Genomic DNA, 17183 nt, shown 5'->3' with positions numbered 1-17183 from the left:
CAGTCCTGGATCCACATGATGACCAACAGCCTAGGCGGTCCGGGCCGGACGGCCCAGCGGTTTTCCGCGCTCTCCTGCCACGCTGGGGCCATGGCTGATCGCATGCGTGTCGTCGAGGTCGAGCAGGCCGTCCGTGAGGTGCGCGAGCACTGCGCGTCCCTCGAGAGCCCACGGGTGGTGACGAGCGGCAACTTCGCCTCGCCGGTCACCCTGCTGGGCCCGCTGCTGGCGGACCTGCCGGCTGCCCGGCTGCACGCGCTCAACGCGCAGCCCGACCTGCCGATCCACGACGGCGTGGTCCCGGAGACGACGTTCGTGGGTCCGGGGTTCCGCCGGCACCCGCGGCTGGTCTACGTGCCCTGCCGGCTGTCGATGGTCCCCCGGCTCTTCCACGGCCCCCTCGCCCCCGACGTCGTGGTCGTGCACACCACGACGCCGCGCGACGGACAGGTCTCCCTCGGCCTCGAGGTCAACGTGCTGCCCGCCGCCATCGAGGCGGCCCGCGCCCGCGGTGCCCTCGTGGTCGCGCAGCTCAACCCGCGGATGCCGTGGACCTTCGGCGACGCGGAGGTCCCGCTCGACGCCATCGACCTCGGGGTCGAGGTGGATGTACCGCTGACCACCCACGTCGCCCGGCCACCGAGCGACGACGCCCGGTTGATCGGCTCCCGCGTCGCCGCCGAGATCGGCGACGGGGCGACCCTGCAGGCCGGCATCGGCGAGGTGCCGGACGCCACGATCGCGGGCGTGCTGGAGCGTCGCAGCCTGAAGGTGTGGACCGAGATGTTCAGCGACGGCGTCCTCGTCCTCGAGGAGGCCGGAGCCCTCGACCGCGGCACCCCGCTGCGTACGTCGTTCGTGTTCGGCAGCCAGGCGCTCTACGACTGGGTCGACGACAACCCCCGGGTGCGGATGCTGCGCACCGAGACGACCAACTCCCCCGCCGCGATCGCCCAGCAGCCGGCGATGACGTCGATCAACACGGCCCTGCAGGTCGACCTGTTCGACCAGGCCAACGCGTCCCGGATCGGCACCCGCATCTACAGCGGGTTCGGCGGCCAGACCGACTTCACCGTGGGCGCCAGCCACTCACCCGGCGGTCGGGCGTTCCTCGCCCTGCGCAGCTGGCACCCCCGCGCCGACGTCTCGACGATCGTGCCGCTCGTCGACGAGCCGGTGACGTCGTTCCAGCACGGCGCGGTGGTCACCGAGCAGGGCATCGCGTGGATGTGGGGCCGCAGCGAGCGCGAGCAGGCCCGCAACCTGATCGAGCACGCCGCCCACCCCCGCGTCCGTGACGACCTCTGGGAGGAGGCACGCGGGCTGGGGCTGGCTTGAGCGCGCGGCGCGGCGTCAGGCGACGAACACGCAGAAGATGTGCCCCTCGGGACTGGCGTAGGCCCGCAGCGGCTCCTCCGCGTCGTCGCTCCGGTCCAGGCGCAGCTCGCCGCCGAGCTCGAGCACGAGGTCGTGCACCGCGTCGAGGGCGGACCGTGACGGGACGGTGGTGTCGAGGTGCGAGACCGACGGGTGGCCGGGCTCCGGCCACCGGCTCTCCGGCAGCTCCGCCACCTCCTGCACGGCCAGGCATCGCCGCCCGTCGGGGTGGGTGAGCGCCAGCCAGTCCTTGACGTCGTCGGTCCCGTCGTCCGGCTCCTCGTCTCCGGGCCGGTAGGTCAGCCCGAGCAGCATCCGCCAGAACTCTGCCTCCCGGCGCACGTCCCGGGCATCGAGCACGGTGTGCAGCAGCTGCGGAACGGCTGGCGGGAAGTCGGCGGGATGACGGGCGTCCATCGTTCGACCCTAGAGCGTGTGAGGATCTCTCGATGACCGCCCGACCCGACTGGATCCAGCTGTTCCTCGACACCCCGGCAGGCGCGTACGAGGAGGCAGTCGCGTTCTGGTCGGCCGTCACGGGCTGGACGCCGTCCGAGCGGCGCGGCGAGGACGGGCAGTTCCTCACGCTGCTGCCGCCGGCGGGAGCGGCGTACGTCAAGGTGCAGGCCGTCGACGGGTCCGCGGGCGTGCACCTCGACCTCGACTCCGCCGACCGCCCGGCAGCGGTCGCCCGGGCCCGTGAGCTCGGGGCGACGTCCGCCTGGACCCACCACGACGTCGAGGTGATGCGCTCGCCCGGCGGCCTGGTCTTCTGCCACACCCTCGTCGACGGCGAGCCGAGCCTGGTCCGCGACGGAGCGACGATCCTCGACCAGGTCTGCCTCGACATCCCCGCCGCACACTGGGAGTCCGAGGTGGCGTTCTGGTCCGGGCTGACGGGCCGCGGGGTCCAGGTCGGGTCGCTCCCGCACTTTGCCCGGCTCGTCGAGTACGGCCGGCTGCGGATCCTGCTGCAGCGGCTCGACGAGTCCGAGGGTCCCGTGCGGGCGCACCCGGACCTCGCGACGGCCGACCGCGCGCGCGACGCCGAGGAGCACGTCCGCCTTGGCGCGCGGCTGGAGCGGGTCCTCGACCACTGGACCGTCCTCACCGCGCCCGGCGGCCAGGTCTACTGCCTCACCGACCGCGACCCGTCGACCGGCCTCGCGGCCGGCGTGTGACCGAGCCCACGACCCACCCCGCCCCTGCTCTGCGTACTGTCGGTATGTGACTTCTCGCCACCGCGTCCTGCCCGCCGTCCTCGTTGCCGCCGCGCTCACCGCGGCCGGCGGGACCGCGCTTCCCGCGCAGGCCGCGGGCATCGCGGTGCCCGTCCAGTGCGAGACCGGCGCCGAGACCGTGCTCGCCTGGGACGACGTGACCTACGACCTGCGGGGCACGTGCGGCGTCGTACGGGTGAGCGCCGACCACGCGACCGTCACGATGCCGGCCGCCACCCGCCTCGTCCTGGAGGGCACGGGCAATGCGGTCACCGCCAAGCCGTTGTACGACGTCGAGGTGACAGGGGCCGGCAACAGCCTCACCACCCCGTCCGTGCGGTCCCTGTCCGTCACCGGGGCCGGCACCACGGTCACCGTCTCGGGGCTCGTGGAGTCCGCCGAGCTGGCCAGCACCTCGTCATCGCTCACCGCCGACGTCGTCAACCTCGTCCGGCTGCGCGGCGCCGACGCCGTGACGGCCCGCAAGGCCTACCGCACGCGCATCACCGGCTCGGACAACACCGTCGGCCTGCGACGCGCCGGCAAGGTCGTCCTCACCGGCGACCGCAACACCGTCACCGTCGCCCGGGGCCGTACGACGCTCCGCGACCGCGGAGCCGACAACGTGCTCGACCTCCGCCCCCGCCGCCGCCGCTGAAGGCCTGCCGATGGACTTCCACCCGTGTGTGTGGAAGTCCATCCGGGCCTGAGCGTGGGACGCCCGCATACGCGCTGAACTTCCACGCGTGGGCGTGGAAGTCCAGGCACGAGGGCCCGGCTCAGGTACGACGTCAGGCCAGCGCGCCGTCGCGCACGGTCACCCGACCGGCGTACACCGTGTGCACCACCCGCGAGCTCAGGCTGCGCCCGTGCCACGGGTTGTTGCGGGAGAGCGAGGCCGAGGCGTCGCGGTCGACCGTGACGGAGGCCGTCGGGTCGACGAGCACGACGTGGGCCGGCGAGCCGGGCTCGAGCGGTCGGCCCTGCTCGGCCAGGCCGGCGATCCGGGCCGGGGTCGTCGACATGACCCGGGCGACGTCGGTCCAGGACAGGTCGGGCAGCGCGGTGCGGACGACGCCGAGCGCCGTCTCGATGCCGAGCATCCCGAAGGCCGCGTCGACGAACGCGTGCTCCTTGTCGTGGCGCGCGTGCGGCGCGTGGTCGGTCGCGACGGCGTCAATGGTGCCGTCGACGAGCGCCGCGCGGAGCGCGTCGACGTCCTCCTGCGGGCGCAGCGGTGGGTTCACCTTGTACGTCGGGTCGTAGCCGGTGAGCAGGTCGGTGGTGAGCAGCAGGTGGTGCGGGGTCACCTCGGCGGTGACCTCCCAGGTGCCGTCGCGCTGCGCCTGCGCCTTCGCCCACCGCAGCACCTCCACCGAGCCGGCGGTGGAGACGTGGGCGACGTGCACCCGCGAGCCCGTGTGGCGGGCGAGCATCACGTCACGGGCGACGATGACCTCCTCCGCGATCCCGGGCCAGCCGGGGAGCCCGAGCCGGCCGGACAGCTCGCCCTCGTGACAGCACGCGGCCGGTCCGGCGAGCGTGGGGTCCTGCGAGTGCTGCGAGACGACGCCGCCGAACGCCTTGACGTACTCCAGCGCCCGGCGCATCACCCGCGCGTCGTGCACGCACTTGCCGTCGTCGGAGAAGACCTTCACCGCGGCGCGCGAGCGGTGCATGAGGCCCAGCTCGGCGAGCTCCGCGCCGGCCAGCCCCCGCGTCACCGCACCGACCGGCTGCACGTGCACCAGGCCTGCCTCGCGGCCGAGCTCCCACACGCGGGTGGCGGCCTCGGCGGTGTCGGTCACGGGCGAGGTGTTGGCCATGGCGAGCACGGCGGTGTAGCCGCCGAGGGCCGCCGCCTGCGAGCCGGTGAGGATGGTCTCGGCGTCCTCGCGTCCCGGTTCGCGCAGGTGGGTGTGCAGGTCGACCAGACCGGGCAGGGCGACCAGACCGTCGGCGTCGACGGTCTCCGCGCCGGCCGGCGCCTCGTCGACGAGCACGCCCGCGTCGTCGACGTACAGGTCCCGGGTCTGCTCGCCGAGCAGCGAGGCTCCCTTGATCACCAGCGACATCAGGCAATTCCTCCCCGGGTGTCCCCGGCCAGCAGGTGGTAGAGCACGGCCATCCGGATCGCCAGGCCGCTGGAGACCTGCTCCAGCACGACCGACTGGGCCGCGTCGGCGGCGTCGGCGGCGATCTCGAGGCCGCGGTTCATCGGTCCGGGGTGGCAGATCGGGACGTCCGGCTTGAGCAGGGCGAGCCGGTTGCGCGTGAGGCCGTAGCCGACCGTGTACTCGCGCGGGCTCGGGAAGAACGCGCCCGACATCCGCTCGCGCTGGACCCGCAGCATCATCACGGCGTCGGCGTCCGGCAGCACCGAGTCGATGTCGTACGACGTCTCGAACCCCGCCGCGGCCGACCACGCGCCGATGCCGCTGGGCATGAGCGTCGGCGGCGCGACGACGGTGACGCGGGCGCCCAGCCGGGTCAGGCACTGGATGTTGGAGCGGAAGACGCGGCTGTGGGTCAGGTCGCCGATGATCGCGACGTGCCGGCCCTCGAGCGAGCCGAGGTGGCGCTGGAGGGTGTAGGCGTCGAGCAGCGCCTGGGTGGGGTGCTCGTGCATCCCGTCGCCGGCGTTGACCACCGCGGCGTCGACCCACTGGCTGACCTGCACGGCCGCGCCGCTGGCGGGGTGACGGATGACGAGGCCGTCGACGCCCATCGCGCAGACGGTGAGCACCGTGTCGCGCAGGCTCTCGCCCTTCGACGTGCTCGAGCCCTTGGCGCTGACGTTGATGACGTCGGCGGAGAGCCACTTGCCGGCGATCTCGAACGACGACCGGGTACGGGTGGAGTCCTCGAAGAACATGTTGACGACCGTGCGGCCGCGCAGCGCCGGCAGCTTCTTGACCTCGCGGCTCTGCACGTCGTGCATGTCGGCGGCGGTCTCGAAGAGCTGGTGGATCTCGTCGGTCGACAGGTCGTCGATGGACAGCAGGTGCTTCACGAGATCGTCACCTCGTCGCTGCCGTCGACCTCGGCCAGCCGGACGCTGACGCGCTCGGCGAGGGCGCTGGGGAGGTTCTTGCCGACGTGGTCGGCGCGGATCGGCAGCTCGCGGTGCCCGCGGTCGACGAGCACGGCCAGGCGTACGGCGGCGGGCCGGCCGAGGTCGGCGAGCGCGTCGAGGGCGGCCCGGATGGTGCGCCCGGAGAACAGCACGTCGTCGACGAGGACGACGACCTTCTCGTCGATGCCGCCGGGGGGAAGCGCGGTCTTGTGGGCACGCCGGGTCGGCTGCGAGCGCAGGTCGTCGCGGTACATCGTCACGTCGAGCTCGCCGACCGCGACCGGGGCGCCCTCGACGGCGGCGATCTTCTCGGCGATCCGCCTCGCGAGGGGTACGCCGCGGGTGTGCAGGCCGAGCAGCACCAGGTCGGTGGCGCCCTTGTTGCGCTCGAGCAGCTCGTGCGAGATCCGGGTCAGCGCCCGGGAGATGTCACGGGCGTCCAGGACCGTGCGGTCCGGACGGTCGGTGCCGGGGTCGGTCTCTTCGGTGGTGGCAGGCATCTGCGCGCCGGACCTCCTTCTCCGCCTCACGGGACGGCTCGTTAAAGGATGTCGATCGGCCCCGACCCTAGCAGCGGTCGACGGGGCCGGCCCACCTCCACCGGGCGCATCGCGCGGTCGGCACAACTTGGTGGGGAAGTCTGACGCTCCGAGGCCGTTGCAACCCCCTCCAGGTGTCAGAGTCGCCGCTCGGGCGGGGACTCTGCGCCAACCGGACCCGCCGAGCCAGAAGCGCCAGCCGGACCAGCCCCGGTCAGCGCTCCAGGATCGCGACGACGCCCTGGCCGCCGGCGGCGCAGATCGAGATCAGCGCGCGGCCTGAGCCCTTCTGGGCCAGTAGCTTGGCGGCGACCGGGAGGATCCGGCCGCCGGTCGCGGCGAACGGGTGGGCGGCAGCGAGCGAGGAGCCGTTGACGTTGAGCTTGTCCCGGTCGATCGAGCCGAGCGGGGCGTCGAGGCCGAGGCGCTCCTTGCAGAACACCGGGTCCTCCCAGGCCGCGAGCGTGGACAGCACCTGGGAGGCGAAGGCCTCGTGGATCTCGTAGTAGTCGAAGTCCTGCAGCGTGAGGCCGTTGCGCGCCAGCATGCGCGGGACGGCGTACGCCGGCGCCATGAGCAGGCCCTCGTGGCCGTTGACGTAGTCGACGGCGGCGGTCTCGGCGTCGACGAGGTGGGCGAGCACCGGCAGGCCCCGCTCCTCGGCCCACTCGTCGCTCGAGAGCAGGACCGCGGACGCGCCGTCGGACAGCGGGGTGCTGTTGCCGGCGGTCATCGTGGCGGCCACGCCCTTGCCGAAGACAGGCTTGAGGGTGGCGAGCTTCTCGACCGTCGAGTCGGGGCGCAGGTTGTTGTCGCGCTCGACGCCGCGGAACGCGGTGACGAGGTCGTCGTGGAAGCCCTCGTCGTACGAGCGGGCCAGGTGGTGGTGCGAGCGTGCGGCCAGCTCGTCCTGCGCCTCGCGGGTGATCCGCCACTCGAGCGCGGTGAGCGCGGCGTGCTCACCCATCGAGAGCCGGGTGCGGGGCTCACCGTTCTGGGGGATGTCGAGGCCGATGTCGCCGGGGCGGATGGCGCCGAGGGCCTTGATCCGGCTGGCGGTGTCCTTGGCGGAGTTGACCCTCATCAGCTTCTTGCGCAGCTTGTCGCTGATGGCGACCGGTGCGTCGGAGGTGGTGTCGGTGCCACCGGCGACACCGGCGTCGATGACCCCGAGGGCGATCTTGTTCGCCACCTGGATCGCCGCCTGCAGCCCGGTGCCGCACGCCTGCTGGATGTCAGTGGCCGGCGTCTCGGGGGCCAGCCGGGACCCGAGCACGCACTCGCGGGTGAGGTTGAAGTCGCGCGAGTGCTTGAGCACCGCGCCGGCCACGACCTCGCCGAGCCGTTCGCCGCGCAGCTCGAACCGGTCGACGAGGCCGTCGATGGCGGCGGTCAGCATCTCCTGGTTGGAGACGCCTGCGTAGACGGTGTTGGACCGGGCGAACGGGATGCGGTTGCCGCCGACGACGGCGACCGGACGCGTGGTGGGCTGCATGTTCCTATCCTTGCCGGAGAGTCGCCCCCCGCCAACGGCGTGAGGGGCACGTCACGAAAAGTGGACTCGGAGTTACAGCACGCGTTACACATCGACGAGACGTCCGTCCGCACCAGCGAAGAGGGAACACCGCGACCATGAGCGACCGCTACCAGGGCTTCGTGTCCACCCCGATCGGCAAGCAGCTCACCAAGATCCTGGGCCTGCCCGCGCCCACGCGACTGGAGCGCTGGACCGAGGGCGCCCCCCTCGTGGACGGGCTCGTCGTGCTCGGGGGCGAGGGGCGCCTCACCGAGACGCTGCCGACCACGCTCGACGGGCTCGGCATCGCCTCGACCACCACGCTGGACGACGGCGTACGCGCCAAGGCCCTGGTGTTCGACGCGACCGGCATCACCGACACCTCGGGGCTCGTCGCCCTGCAGGAGTTCTTCACCCCGCTCATGCGCCGGCTCGAGACCTGCCCGCGCGTCGTCGTGATCGGTACGCCGCCGGAGCAGCGCACCGGCTCGGAGCGGGTGGCGCAGCGCGCGCTCGAGGGCTTCACCCGCTCGCTCGGCAAGGAGATCGGTCGCGGCGGCGCCGTCCAGCTCGTGTACGTCGCCCCTGCCGCCGACGGTGCGATCGCCTCGACCCTCGCCTTCCTCCTCTCCCCCAAGTCGGCCTACGTCTCGGGCCAGGTGGTCCGCATCGGTGCTCACGGCGGAGCGACCACCGACGAGCTCGGCGACTGGACCCGCCCGCTGGCCGGCAAGGTCGCCCTCGTGACCGGCGCCAGTCGCGGCATCGGCGAGGAGATCGCCCGCGTGCTGCACCGCGACGGCGCGACCGTGGTCGGGGTCGACGTGCCCCAGGCCGCCAGCGAGCTGCAGACCCTGATGGGCGAGCTGGACGGCGACCACCTCGTGCTCGACATCACCGCCAAGGACGCGCCGCAGCGCATCGCCCACCACCTGCGCGAGCACCACGGCGGCGTCGACGTCGTCGTGCACAACGCGGGCATCACCCGCGACAAGAAGCTCGCCAACATGGCGGAGGACCGGTGGCGCAGCGTCGTCGCCGTCAACCTCACGGCGCCCGAGCTCATCACCCGCGAGCTCCTCGACCAGGGCGTCGTCAACGCCGGCGGTCGCATCGTCGGCGTCGCCTCGATCGCGGGCATCGCCGGCAACGTCGGTCAGACCAACTACGCGACCTCCAAGGCCGGCGTGATCGGCCTCGTCGACAGCCTGCGCGACGAGCTCCCCGACGGCATCACGGTCAACGCCGTCGCGCCCGGCTTCATCATCACCCAGATGACCGCCGCCGTCCCGTTCGCGACCCGCGAGGTCGGCCAGCGCCTCAACGCCATGGCCCAGGGCGGGCTGCCGGTCGACGTCGCCGAGACCATCGCGTGGTTCGCCGGCGCCGGGTCGGGCGCGGTCAACGGCAACGTCGTGCGCGTGTGCGGCCAGATGATGCTGGGCGCCTGATGGCCACCGAGCAGCCGAGGACCCTCACCGGCGAGCCGGGCGGGCTGGCCACGCTCGCCCGCGCCGCGCTGCCGGCCGTCCCTGGTCTCAACCGGCTCCCCGGGATCCGCAAGGGCCCGGCTCGCGACTTCACCGGCCTGTCCTACGCCCGCGAGGCCGTCGTCGTCGAACGCTCGCGCGTCGACGCGTACGCCAGCGTGTGCGGCTTCCCGCGCCGCGACGTCGTACCCGTGAGCTTCCCGCACCTGCTGGCGTTCCCGCTCCACATGGCGATCATGGGCGACCCGGCGTTCCCCTACGCCGCGATCGGGATGGTCCACGTCGAGAACACGATCACCGCGCGCCGCGCCATCGGGGTCGGCGAGGCGCTCGACGTCACCACCTCGGTCGCCGCGCCGCGCCCCCACGCCAGAGGCGTCCTGCTCGACTTCACCACCACCGTGGCCGCCGACGGCGAGACCGCGTGGGAGTCGACCTCGACCTACCTGCGTCGCGGCCGGTCCGTCGACGGTGCACCCACTCCGGGCCTCACGCTGCCGGACCCGCCGACCGGTGGCGTCGAGTGGCGCCTGCCGGCCGACCTCGGGCGCACGTACGCCGCGGTGTCGGGCGACGCCAACCCGATCCACCTCCACCCGCTGACCGCGAAGGCGCTGGGCTTCCCGCGCCAGATCGCCCACGGCATGTGGACGCTGGCTCGCTCGGTCGCCGCGATCGAGAACCGGTTGCCCGAGGCGGTCACCGTCGAGGTGGCGTTCAAGAAGCCGGTCCTGCTGCCCGGCACCGTGCGCTACGCGGCGCGGCACGACGACGCCGGCTGGAGCTTCGCGATGACGAACCCGAAGGACGGCTCACCGCACCTGCTCGGCCGAGCCGACCCGGCCTGACGCTACGAGCGGTCGTCGCGCAGGCGGATCAGGCCCTCCTGGGCGACGGTCGCGACGAGCTCTCCCGACTGGGAGAAGACCCGGGCCAGCGCCAGGCCCCGCGCGCCGCCCGCGAACGGCGAGAACTGGTCGTAGAGCCACCACTCGTCGGCACGGAAGGGGCGGTGGAACCAGATCGTGTGGTCGAGCGACGCGGGCTGCAGGCGCGGGGAGGCGATGTGGATGCCGTGGGGCACGAGCGCGGCGCCGAGCAGCGTGAGGTCGCTGGCGTAGGTGAACGCGGCCTGCTGGACCGTCGGGTCGGCGGCGAGGTCGCCGTCGACCTTGATCCAGAGCCGGGCCCGCGCCGGGTGGTCGGGGTCCTCGGGCAAGCCCTGACCCGTGATGCCGACGTGGCGGATGTCGAGGGCTGCCCACTCCCGCTCCCAGTGCTCGGCGGCCTCGGGGCCGCGCGAGCGGGCCAGCTCCACCAGCGGCATCCCCTGCTCGGGGCTGGGCACGTCGGGCATCCGGTCCTGGTGCTCGAGGCCGGGCTCGGGGACCTGGAAGTTGGCGGTCATGTAGAAGATCGTGCGGCCGTGCTGGCGCGCGGAGACGCGACGGGTGACGAACGAGCGACCGTCGCGGATGCGCTCGACGTCGTACACGATCGGCACGGCCGTGTCGCCCGGACGCAGGAAGTAGGAGTGCAGCGAGTGCAGGACGAACGGGCTGTCCACGCTGCGGGTGGCGGCGACCACCGCCTGGGCGGCGACCTGCCCGCCGAAGACCCGCTGCCGCTCCGTGCGCGCCTGCGCACCGCGGTAGAGGTCGACCTCGAGGCGCTCGAGGTCGAGCAGGCCCGCCAGCTCGTAGGCGCTGCCCGCCATCAGCGACCGTCCCAGCCGCCGGCGTCGTCGCCGTTGTCCTTGGACTCGTCGTCCAGGTTGGCCAGGAACGCCTCGAACGCGCTGCCGATCTCCTCCCCGGTCGGGAGCGGCTCGTCGTCGGAGAGCAGCGACGACCCGCTGGCCTCGGCCTCGCGGAAGGAGTCGTACTGCTGCTCCAGCCCGCGCACCACGTCACCGACCTCGTCGTGGGTGGAGAGGTAGCGGTCGACCTCGGTCTCGGTGATCTCGGCCGCCTCGCGGAGCTCGCCGAGGTCGATGGTGAGGTGGCCGCCGATCTCGAGGTGCTCGAGGAGGACGAGCGCGGCCTGGGGGTACTCCATCTGGGCCAGGTAGTGCGGGATGTGGGCGACGAAGCCCAGCGCGTCGATGCCCCACTCCCCCAGCCGGATCTCCAGCAGCGCCTGGGCGCTCGCCGGGACGCGCAGCTCGCCCTGCCACGGGCTCTCGCCGGGGACCAGGTCGGGGCGGTTGGCGTGGGGGGTGATGGCGATCGGACGGGTGTGCGGCACCGCCATCGGCACGGCTCCCATGCTGACGACGCGGCTCACGTCGAAGCGCTCGACGACCTCGCGGACCGCACGAGCGAAGGCCTCCCACCGGATGTCGGGCTCGGGGCCGGCCAGCAGCAGGAATGGCGTACCGCCGCTGTCACGCAGCGCCCGGACGACGAGCCGGGGCGCCTCGTAGTCGGTGTAGTGGTCGCGCACGAAGGTGACCGGCGGGCGTCGGGCGCGGTAGTCGTGGAGGGCGTCGACGTCGAAGGTGGCCACCACCTTGCCGTCCGACAGGTCGGCCAGGTGCCGCGCAGCCAGCTCCGCGGACTTGCCCGCATCGAGGAATCCGGTGAGGACGACGACGAGGGTGAGGTCACCGGCGTCGGCGAGCACCTCGGCGTCGTCGACGATGTGCACGAGTCGATCGGCCATGGCCAGAGCCTAGTGAGTCGCCGTCCGTGACCCGACACACACCCGCCCTGGTGGGCAGGCGTTGTTACTGAGGGGTAACGTGAGGACACCCTGTCCCCCTCGAAGCCTGGGAGTAGCCAGTGTCCCGACCACAGCGTGAGGTCGTCTTCGTCGACGGCGTACGCACCCCGTTCGGCAAGGCCAAGGGCCAGTACGCCGAGACGCGCGCCGACGACCTCGTCATCAAGAGCATCCGCGAGCTGCTCCGCCGCAACCCGTCGCTGCCCCCCGAGCGGGTCGACGAGGTGGCGATCGCCGCGACCACCCAGATCGGCGACCAGGGCCTGACCATCGGTCGTACCGCCGCGCTGCTCGCCGGCCTGCCCCAGAGCGTCCCCGGCTACTCGATCGACCGCATGTGCGCCGGTGCGATGACGGCCGTGACCAACACCGCGTCGGGCATCGCCTTCGGTGCGTACGACGTCGCCATCGCCGGCGGCGTCGAGCACATGGGCCGCCACCCGATGGGTGAGGGTGTCGACCCCAACCCGCGCATCCTGTCGGAGCGGATCGTCAACCCCGACGCGCTCGTCATGGGCAAGACCGCGGAGAACCTCCACGACCGCTACCCCAGCATCACCAAGCAGCGGGTGGACGAGTACGCCGTCCGCAGCCAGCAGAAGACCAAGGCGGCCTACGACGCCGGGAAGATCCAGCCCGACCTCGTGGCCGTCGCGACCCGCTCGGCCGAGGCCGGCTGGGGCCTGGCCACGACCGACGAGCCCATGCGCCCCGAGACGACGATGGAGTCGCTCGCGAGCCTCAAGACCCCGTTCCGCTCGCACGGCAACGTCACCGCCGGCAACGCCGCGGGGATCAACGATGGCGCCACCGCCGCGCTGCTGGCCGACGAGGAGACCGCGCGCGAGCTCGGCCTCCCGGTGAAGATGCGCCTGGTCACCTACGCCTTCGTCGGTGTCGAGCCCGAGGTGATGGGCGCGGGTCCGATCCCCGCCACGGAGAAGGCCCTCAGGCTAGCCGGTCTCACCATCGACGACATCGAGGCCTTCGAGGTCAACGAGGCGTTCGCCGTCCAGGTGCTCGCCTTCCTCGAGCACTACGGCATCGCCGACGACGACGCCCGGGTGAACCCGTACGGCGGCGCGATCGCGATGGGCCACCCCCTCGCGTCGTCCGGCGTACGCCTGATGAACCAGCTGGCGCGCCAGTTCGAGGAGCGCCCCGAGGTCCGCTACGGCCTCACCACCATGTGCATCGGCATCGGCATGGGCGGCACCGTGATCTGGGAGAACCCCCACTGGACCGGCGGCGACAACGAGGGAGACGTCAAGTGAGCACCATCTTCGAGCGCGCGCAGGCGATCGTGTCCGACGCCGAGCGCGTCACGCAGGCCCACCTGCGGACCGTGACCCTGCCGGGCGCGACCATCGGCCTGATCACCCTCGACAACGGCGAGGACCACACCAAGCCCAACACCTTCGGACCTGCGTCGCTGCTGGCGCTCGACACCGCGATCGACGCGGCGCTGGCCGACGACACGATCGACGCGATCGCCGTGACCGGCAAGCCGTTCATCCTCGCCGCGGGCGCCGACCTCAACGCCATCCAGGGCGGCGGCCCCGACGCCGTACGCACCGTGGCGGAGCTCGGGCACGCCGTCTTCCGCAAGCTCCAGGACGGCGGCAAGCCGTCGTTCGGCTTCATCAACGGCCTCGCCCTCGGCGGGGGCCTCGAGGTGGCGCTGCACTGCACCTACCGCACCGTCATGGACTCGGCGCCGGCCCTCGGCCTGCCCGAGGTCATGCTGGGCCTCGTGCCCGGCTGGGGCGGGGCGTGGCTGGTGCCCAACCTCGTCGGCGCAGACAAGGCCGTCACGCTCATCGTCGAGAACCCGCTCAACCAGGGCAGGACGCTGGGCGGGCAGGCGGCGTACGACTTCGGCCTGGCCGACGCGGTCTTCAACGGCGCGGACTTCCTCGAGCAGTCGCTGCTCTGGGCGGCCTCCGTGCTGCGCGGCGAGACCGTCGTCGAGCGCCCCGAGGTCGACCGCGGAGAGGCGTGGGACGCCGCGATCGAGCGGGCCAAGGGCATCGTGGCCGCCAAGACCGGTGGCGGCTCCCCCGCCGCTGCCAAGGCCGTCGAGCTCATCGCCGCGGCGCGCGACACCGACCGCGACGCCGGCTTCGCGGCGGAGGACGACGCCCTCGAAGCGATGTCGCAAACCGCTGAGCTGCTGGCGTCGCTCTACTCGTTCGACCTGGTGCAGAAGCGGGCCAAGCGGCCCGCCGGCGCACCGGACAGGTCGCTGGCCCGCCCCGTCACCAAGGTGGGCATCGTGGGTGCGGGCCTGATGGCCAGCCAGCTCGCGCTGCTGTTCGTACGTCGCCTCGAGGTGCCGGTGGTGCTCACCGACCTCGACCAGGAGCGGGCCGACAAGGGCGTGGCCTACGTGCACGCCGAGATCGACAAGCTGCTCGCCAAGGGGCGGATCAACCAGGACAAGGCCAACCGCCACAAGGCGCTGGTGTCTGGCGAGACCGACAAGCAGGTCGCCTTCGGTGACGCCGACTTCGTGATCGAGGCCGTCTTCGAGGAGATGTCGGTCAAGAAGACTGTCTTCGCCGACGTCGAGAAGGTCGTCAGCAGCGAGTGCGTCCTGGCGACCAACACCTCGTCGCTGTCGATCACCGAGATGGCCGCCGACCTCGAGCACCCCGAGCGGGTCGTGGGCTTCCACTTCTTCAACCCGGTGGCGGTCATGCCGCTGCTGGAGATCGTCAAGGGCGACGCCACCGACGACGCGACGCTGGCGACGGCGTTCGCCACCGGCAAGACGCTGAAGAAGACGACGATCCTGGTCAAGGACAGCCCGTCGTTCATCGTCAACCGGCTGCTCGGCCGCTTCATGAGCGAGGTCGGCCGCATCGTCGACGAGGGCACCTCCGTCGGTGTCGCCGACGGCGCCTTCGCCGGCATCGCGCCGATGCCGCCGTTCGTGCTGCTCTCGCTCGTCGGGCCGGCGATCGCGCTGCACAACAACGAGACGCTCGCGGGCGCGTTCCCCGACCGCTTCTACGTCTCCCCCGCCCTCGAGCGGATCGTCGCGGCGAAGAAGGGTGCCTACTACGGCCCCGACGGCCGCCTCGACCCCGAGGTCGAGGAGCTGCTCGAGAAGCCCGAGCACCCCGTCGTCCTGACCGCCGACGAGGTGCGGGAGCGCACGCTGGCCGGTCTGGCCGAGGAGGCGCGCCTGATGCTCGACGAGGGCGTCGTCGCCGCACCCCAGGACATCGACCTGGCGATGATCACCGGAGCCGGGTTCTCGTTCTGGAACGGCGGCCTGACCTTCATGCTCGACGTGAAGGGCATCTCGGAGAAGGCGACGGGCACGCGCTTCCACTGATCCGCCGTTCGAGCGGTGCGTGCGGCATCTTCCGAGCCCGGGAATGATGTCTCACCCACCGCTCGGCCACGTACGCCCCGCCGGGCGGTGAGTCACGCAGGTTCTGGACCTTCAGAACGTGTCCCACTCACCGCTCGGCGGGGCGTTTCGCGTGCCTGATCTCTGGCATGCTGGTGCGATCGACGTCGTCGACAGGAGGAGGCACCGTGAGCGAAGCAGTGGAACACTCCGAGAAGCACCGGGGGGCGTTCAGCTCCCGCAAGGTCTTCATCCTCGCCGCGATCGGCTCGGCCGTCGGGCTCGGCAACATCTGGCGCTTTCCCTACGTCGCCTACGAGAACGGCGGCGGCGCCTTCATCCTCCCGTACCTGATCGCGCTGCTGACCGCGGGACTTCCGTTCCTGCTGCTCGACTACGGTCTGGGCCATCGCTACCGCGGCTCGGCCCCGCTCTCGTTCCGGCGGGCAGCCCGGGCGTCCGAGGGGCTCGGGTGGTGGCAGGTGGGCATCTGCTTCGTCATCGCCGTCTACTACGCCGCGGTCATCGCGTGGGCCGCCCGCTACGCCTTCTTCTCCTTCGACAAGGCGTGGGGCGACGACCCCGAGGGCTTCCTGTTCGGCTCCTACCTGCAGGCGGGCGACCCGGGCATCAGCCTCGACTTCGTCAGCGGCGTCACGGTGCCGCTCGTGCTGGTCTGGGTCACCGTCCTCGCCCTGATGGCGCTGGGGGTGCAGAAGGGCATCGGCGTCGCCTCCACCATCTTCATCCCGATCCTGTTCGCCGCCTTCATCGCGCTCGTCGTGGTCGCGCTGACGCTGGACGGCGCATCCGTCGGCCTGGACGCCTTGTTCACCCCCGACTGGAGCGCGCTCGGCGAGACGAGCGTGTGGATCGCCGCCTACGGCCAGATCTTCTTCTCGTTGTCCGTGGGCTTCGGCATCATGATCACCTACGCCTCGTACGTCGGTCGCCGCAGCGATATGACTGGGTCCGGACTCGTCGTGGGCTTCGCCAACTCGGGCTTCGAGCTGCTCGCCGGCATCGGCGTGTTCGCCGCGCTGGGGTTCATGGCGACCGCCAGCGGCGTGGGCGTCGACGAGGTGGCGACCGACGGTCTCGGGCTGGCGTTCATCGCCTTCCCGGCCATCATCAACGAGGCACCGGCGGGCGCGCTGATCGGCGTGCTCTTCTTCGGGTCCCTCGTCGTGGCCGGTGTGACGTCGCTCGTCAGCGTCATCGAGGTCGTGATCTCCGCGGTCCGGGACAAGTTCGAGATGTCCCGCGTCGGAGCCTCGATGGCGGTCGGCGTCCCGGCCGCGGTGATCAGCATCACGCTGCTCGGCACGACCACCGGCGTCTACGTGCTCGACATCATCGACCACTTCATCAACCGGTTCGGCATCCTCGTGGTGGCGGTCGCCAGCATGCTCGCGCTCGTGTGGGTGTTCCGGAAGACGAGCCTGCTGCGCGAGCACCTCAACCGCGACGGATCGGTGCAGGTCGGTCGCTGGTGGGAGCTGCTCATCGGCGTCTTCGCGCCGGCCGCGCTCACCTTCATCCTGGTCAACGAGTTCATCGACAACATCCAGGAGCCCTACGAGGGCTACCCGACGTGGATGTTGGCCACCCTCGGCTGGGGCGTCGCCGTCGCCGTGCTGGTGCTCGGGTTCGTCGCCGCGCGTCTCCCGTGGCGGGAGAGCACCTTCCTCGGTGATCCGGAGATCCAAGCCAGGCAGGACGAGAGGAGCTCCTGATGTCCACCTCTGCCGTCGTCATGATGCTGATCGCGATGCTCGTCCTCTGGGGCGGGCTGGGCGTGGCCATCTGGAACATCAACCGCTACCAGGGCGAGGAGCCGGAGTCCGTCCACCGCGACCTCTGAGGAGGCCCGGCCCGCT

At 71.9% G+C, this 17183-nt stretch carries 16 protein-coding genes; 9 read left to right on the top strand and 7 right to left on the bottom strand.

Features of this window, described 5'->3' with window-relative positions; translation table 11 throughout:
• The first annotated feature begins 174 nt into the window (after window positions 1-174).
• Complete coding sequence (locus tag ACNKF0_RS11150) at window positions 175-1338, top strand: acetyl-CoA hydrolase/transferase family protein (RefSeq protein ID WP_416958482.1); 1164 nt, start codon at window positions 175-177, stop codon at window positions 1336-1338.
• A 15-nt stretch (window positions 1339-1353) separates the two neighbouring features.
• Here ACNKF0_RS11150 and ACNKF0_RS11145 read toward each other — a convergent pair whose 3' ends face one another.
• Window positions 1354-1794 (bottom strand): VOC family protein, encoded by a 441-nt coding sequence (locus tag ACNKF0_RS11145; protein WP_416958377.1) that lies wholly within the window; start codon window positions 1792-1794, stop codon window positions 1354-1356.
• A 32-nt stretch (window positions 1795-1826) separates the two neighbouring features.
• On the opposite strand from ACNKF0_RS11145, the gene ACNKF0_RS11140 reads away from it, so the two are divergent.
• Both ACNKF0_RS11140 and ACNKF0_RS11135 read left to right on the top strand, forming a co-directional pair.
• A complete protein-coding gene (locus tag ACNKF0_RS11140) occupies window positions 1827-2558 on the top strand; it encodes a VOC family protein (RefSeq protein ID WP_416958375.1) in 732 nt (243 codons plus the stop codon).
• A 46-nt stretch (window positions 2559-2604) separates the two neighbouring features.
• Complete coding sequence (locus ACNKF0_RS11135; protein ID WP_416958373.1) at window positions 2605-3255, top strand: DUF3060 domain-containing protein; 651 nt, start codon at window positions 2605-2607, stop codon at window positions 3253-3255.
• Window positions 3256-3388: 133 nt separating this feature from the next.
• On the opposite strand, the gene ACNKF0_RS11130 is transcribed toward ACNKF0_RS11135, so the two are convergent.
• The 4 genes from ACNKF0_RS11130 to ACNKF0_RS11115 form a co-directional block, all read right to left on the bottom strand.
• Window positions 3389-4672, bottom strand: coding sequence for a dihydroorotase (locus ACNKF0_RS11130; RefSeq protein ID WP_416958371.1), 1284 nt, complete (start codon window positions 4670-4672; stop codon window positions 3389-3391).
• Window positions 4672-5610, bottom strand: a complete 939-nt coding sequence (locus ACNKF0_RS11125) for an aspartate carbamoyltransferase catalytic subunit (protein WP_416958369.1) — start codon at window positions 5608-5610, stop codon at window positions 4672-4674. The genes ACNKF0_RS11130 and ACNKF0_RS11125 overlap by 1 nt, the downstream gene beginning before the upstream one ends.
• Window positions 5607-6173: a bifunctional pyr operon transcriptional regulator/uracil phosphoribosyltransferase PyrR gene (pyrR, locus tag ACNKF0_RS11120; RefSeq protein ID WP_299928745.1), complete on the bottom strand. Its 567-nt coding sequence runs from the start codon at window positions 6171-6173 to the stop codon at window positions 5607-5609. The genes ACNKF0_RS11125 and pyrR overlap by 4 nt, the downstream gene beginning before the upstream one ends.
• Before the next feature lie 253 nt (window positions 6174-6426).
• Window positions 6427-7707, bottom strand: a complete 1281-nt coding sequence (locus tag ACNKF0_RS11115) for an acetyl-CoA C-acetyltransferase (RefSeq protein ID WP_416958367.1) — start codon at window positions 7705-7707, stop codon at window positions 6427-6429.
• A gap of 137 nt (window positions 7708-7844) precedes the next feature.
• On the opposite strand from ACNKF0_RS11115, the gene ACNKF0_RS11110 reads away from it, so the two are divergent.
• Together ACNKF0_RS11110 and ACNKF0_RS11105 are read left to right on the top strand one after the other, a co-directional pair.
• The gene (locus ACNKF0_RS11110) at window positions 7845-9179 is read left to right on the top strand and encodes a 3-oxoacyl-ACP reductase (protein WP_416958365.1); all 1335 of its coding nucleotides are present in this window, start codon (window positions 7845-7847) and stop codon (window positions 9177-9179) included.
• Window positions 9179-10066: a MaoC family dehydratase gene (locus ACNKF0_RS11105; protein WP_416958363.1), complete on the top strand. Its 888-nt coding sequence runs from the start codon at window positions 9179-9181 to the stop codon at window positions 10064-10066. Before ACNKF0_RS11110 ends, ACNKF0_RS11105 begins: the two co-directional genes overlap by 1 nt.
• Before the next feature lie 2 nt (window positions 10067-10068).
• On the opposite strand, the gene ACNKF0_RS11100 is transcribed toward ACNKF0_RS11105, so the two are convergent.
• A complete protein-coding gene (locus ACNKF0_RS11100) occupies window positions 10069-10935 on the bottom strand; it encodes an acyl-CoA thioesterase (RefSeq protein WP_416958359.1) in 867 nt (288 codons plus the stop codon).
• Complete coding sequence (locus ACNKF0_RS11095; protein WP_299928762.1) at window positions 10935-11882, bottom strand: proteasome assembly chaperone family protein; 948 nt, start codon at window positions 11880-11882, stop codon at window positions 10935-10937. Before ACNKF0_RS11095 ends, ACNKF0_RS11100 begins: the two co-directional genes overlap by 1 nt.
• A gap of 119 nt (window positions 11883-12001) precedes the next feature.
• Here ACNKF0_RS11095 and ACNKF0_RS11090 point away from each other — a divergent pair, with 119 nt between their 5' ends.
• The 4 genes from ACNKF0_RS11090 to ACNKF0_RS11075 all read left to right on the top strand — a co-directional run bounded on the left by ACNKF0_RS11090 (window position 12002) and on the right by ACNKF0_RS11075 (window position 17167).
• A complete protein-coding gene (locus ACNKF0_RS11090) occupies window positions 12002-13216 on the top strand; it encodes a thiolase family protein (RefSeq protein WP_416958357.1) in 1215 nt (404 codons plus the stop codon).
• Window positions 13213-15285, top strand: a complete 2073-nt coding sequence (locus ACNKF0_RS11085; RefSeq protein WP_416958355.1) for a 3-hydroxyacyl-CoA dehydrogenase NAD-binding domain-containing protein — start codon at window positions 13213-13215, stop codon at window positions 15283-15285. The genes ACNKF0_RS11090 and ACNKF0_RS11085 overlap by 4 nt, the downstream gene beginning before the upstream one ends.
• Before the next feature lie 206 nt (window positions 15286-15491).
• Entirely contained in the window at window positions 15492-17039 is a 1548-nt protein-coding gene (locus ACNKF0_RS11080) for a sodium-dependent transporter (protein WP_416958353.1), read from the top strand.
• Window positions 17039-17167 carry a methionine/alanine import family NSS transporter small subunit gene (locus tag ACNKF0_RS11075; protein ID WP_299928776.1) on the top strand — a complete coding sequence of 43 codons (129 nt, stop codon included), beginning with the start codon at window positions 17039-17041 and terminating at the stop codon, window positions 17165-17167. The genes ACNKF0_RS11080 and ACNKF0_RS11075 overlap by 1 nt, the downstream gene beginning before the upstream one ends.
• Window positions 17168-17183 lie beyond the last annotated feature (16 nt).

Source organism: Nocardioides sp. T5 (genome assembly GCF_048161455.1).
Taxonomy (GTDB): Bacteria; Actinomycetota; Actinomycetes; order Propionibacteriales; family Nocardioidaceae; genus Nocardioides.
Note: the sequence above shows the minus strand (reverse complement) of the source record. Positions and strands in the feature narration are given on the sequence as shown.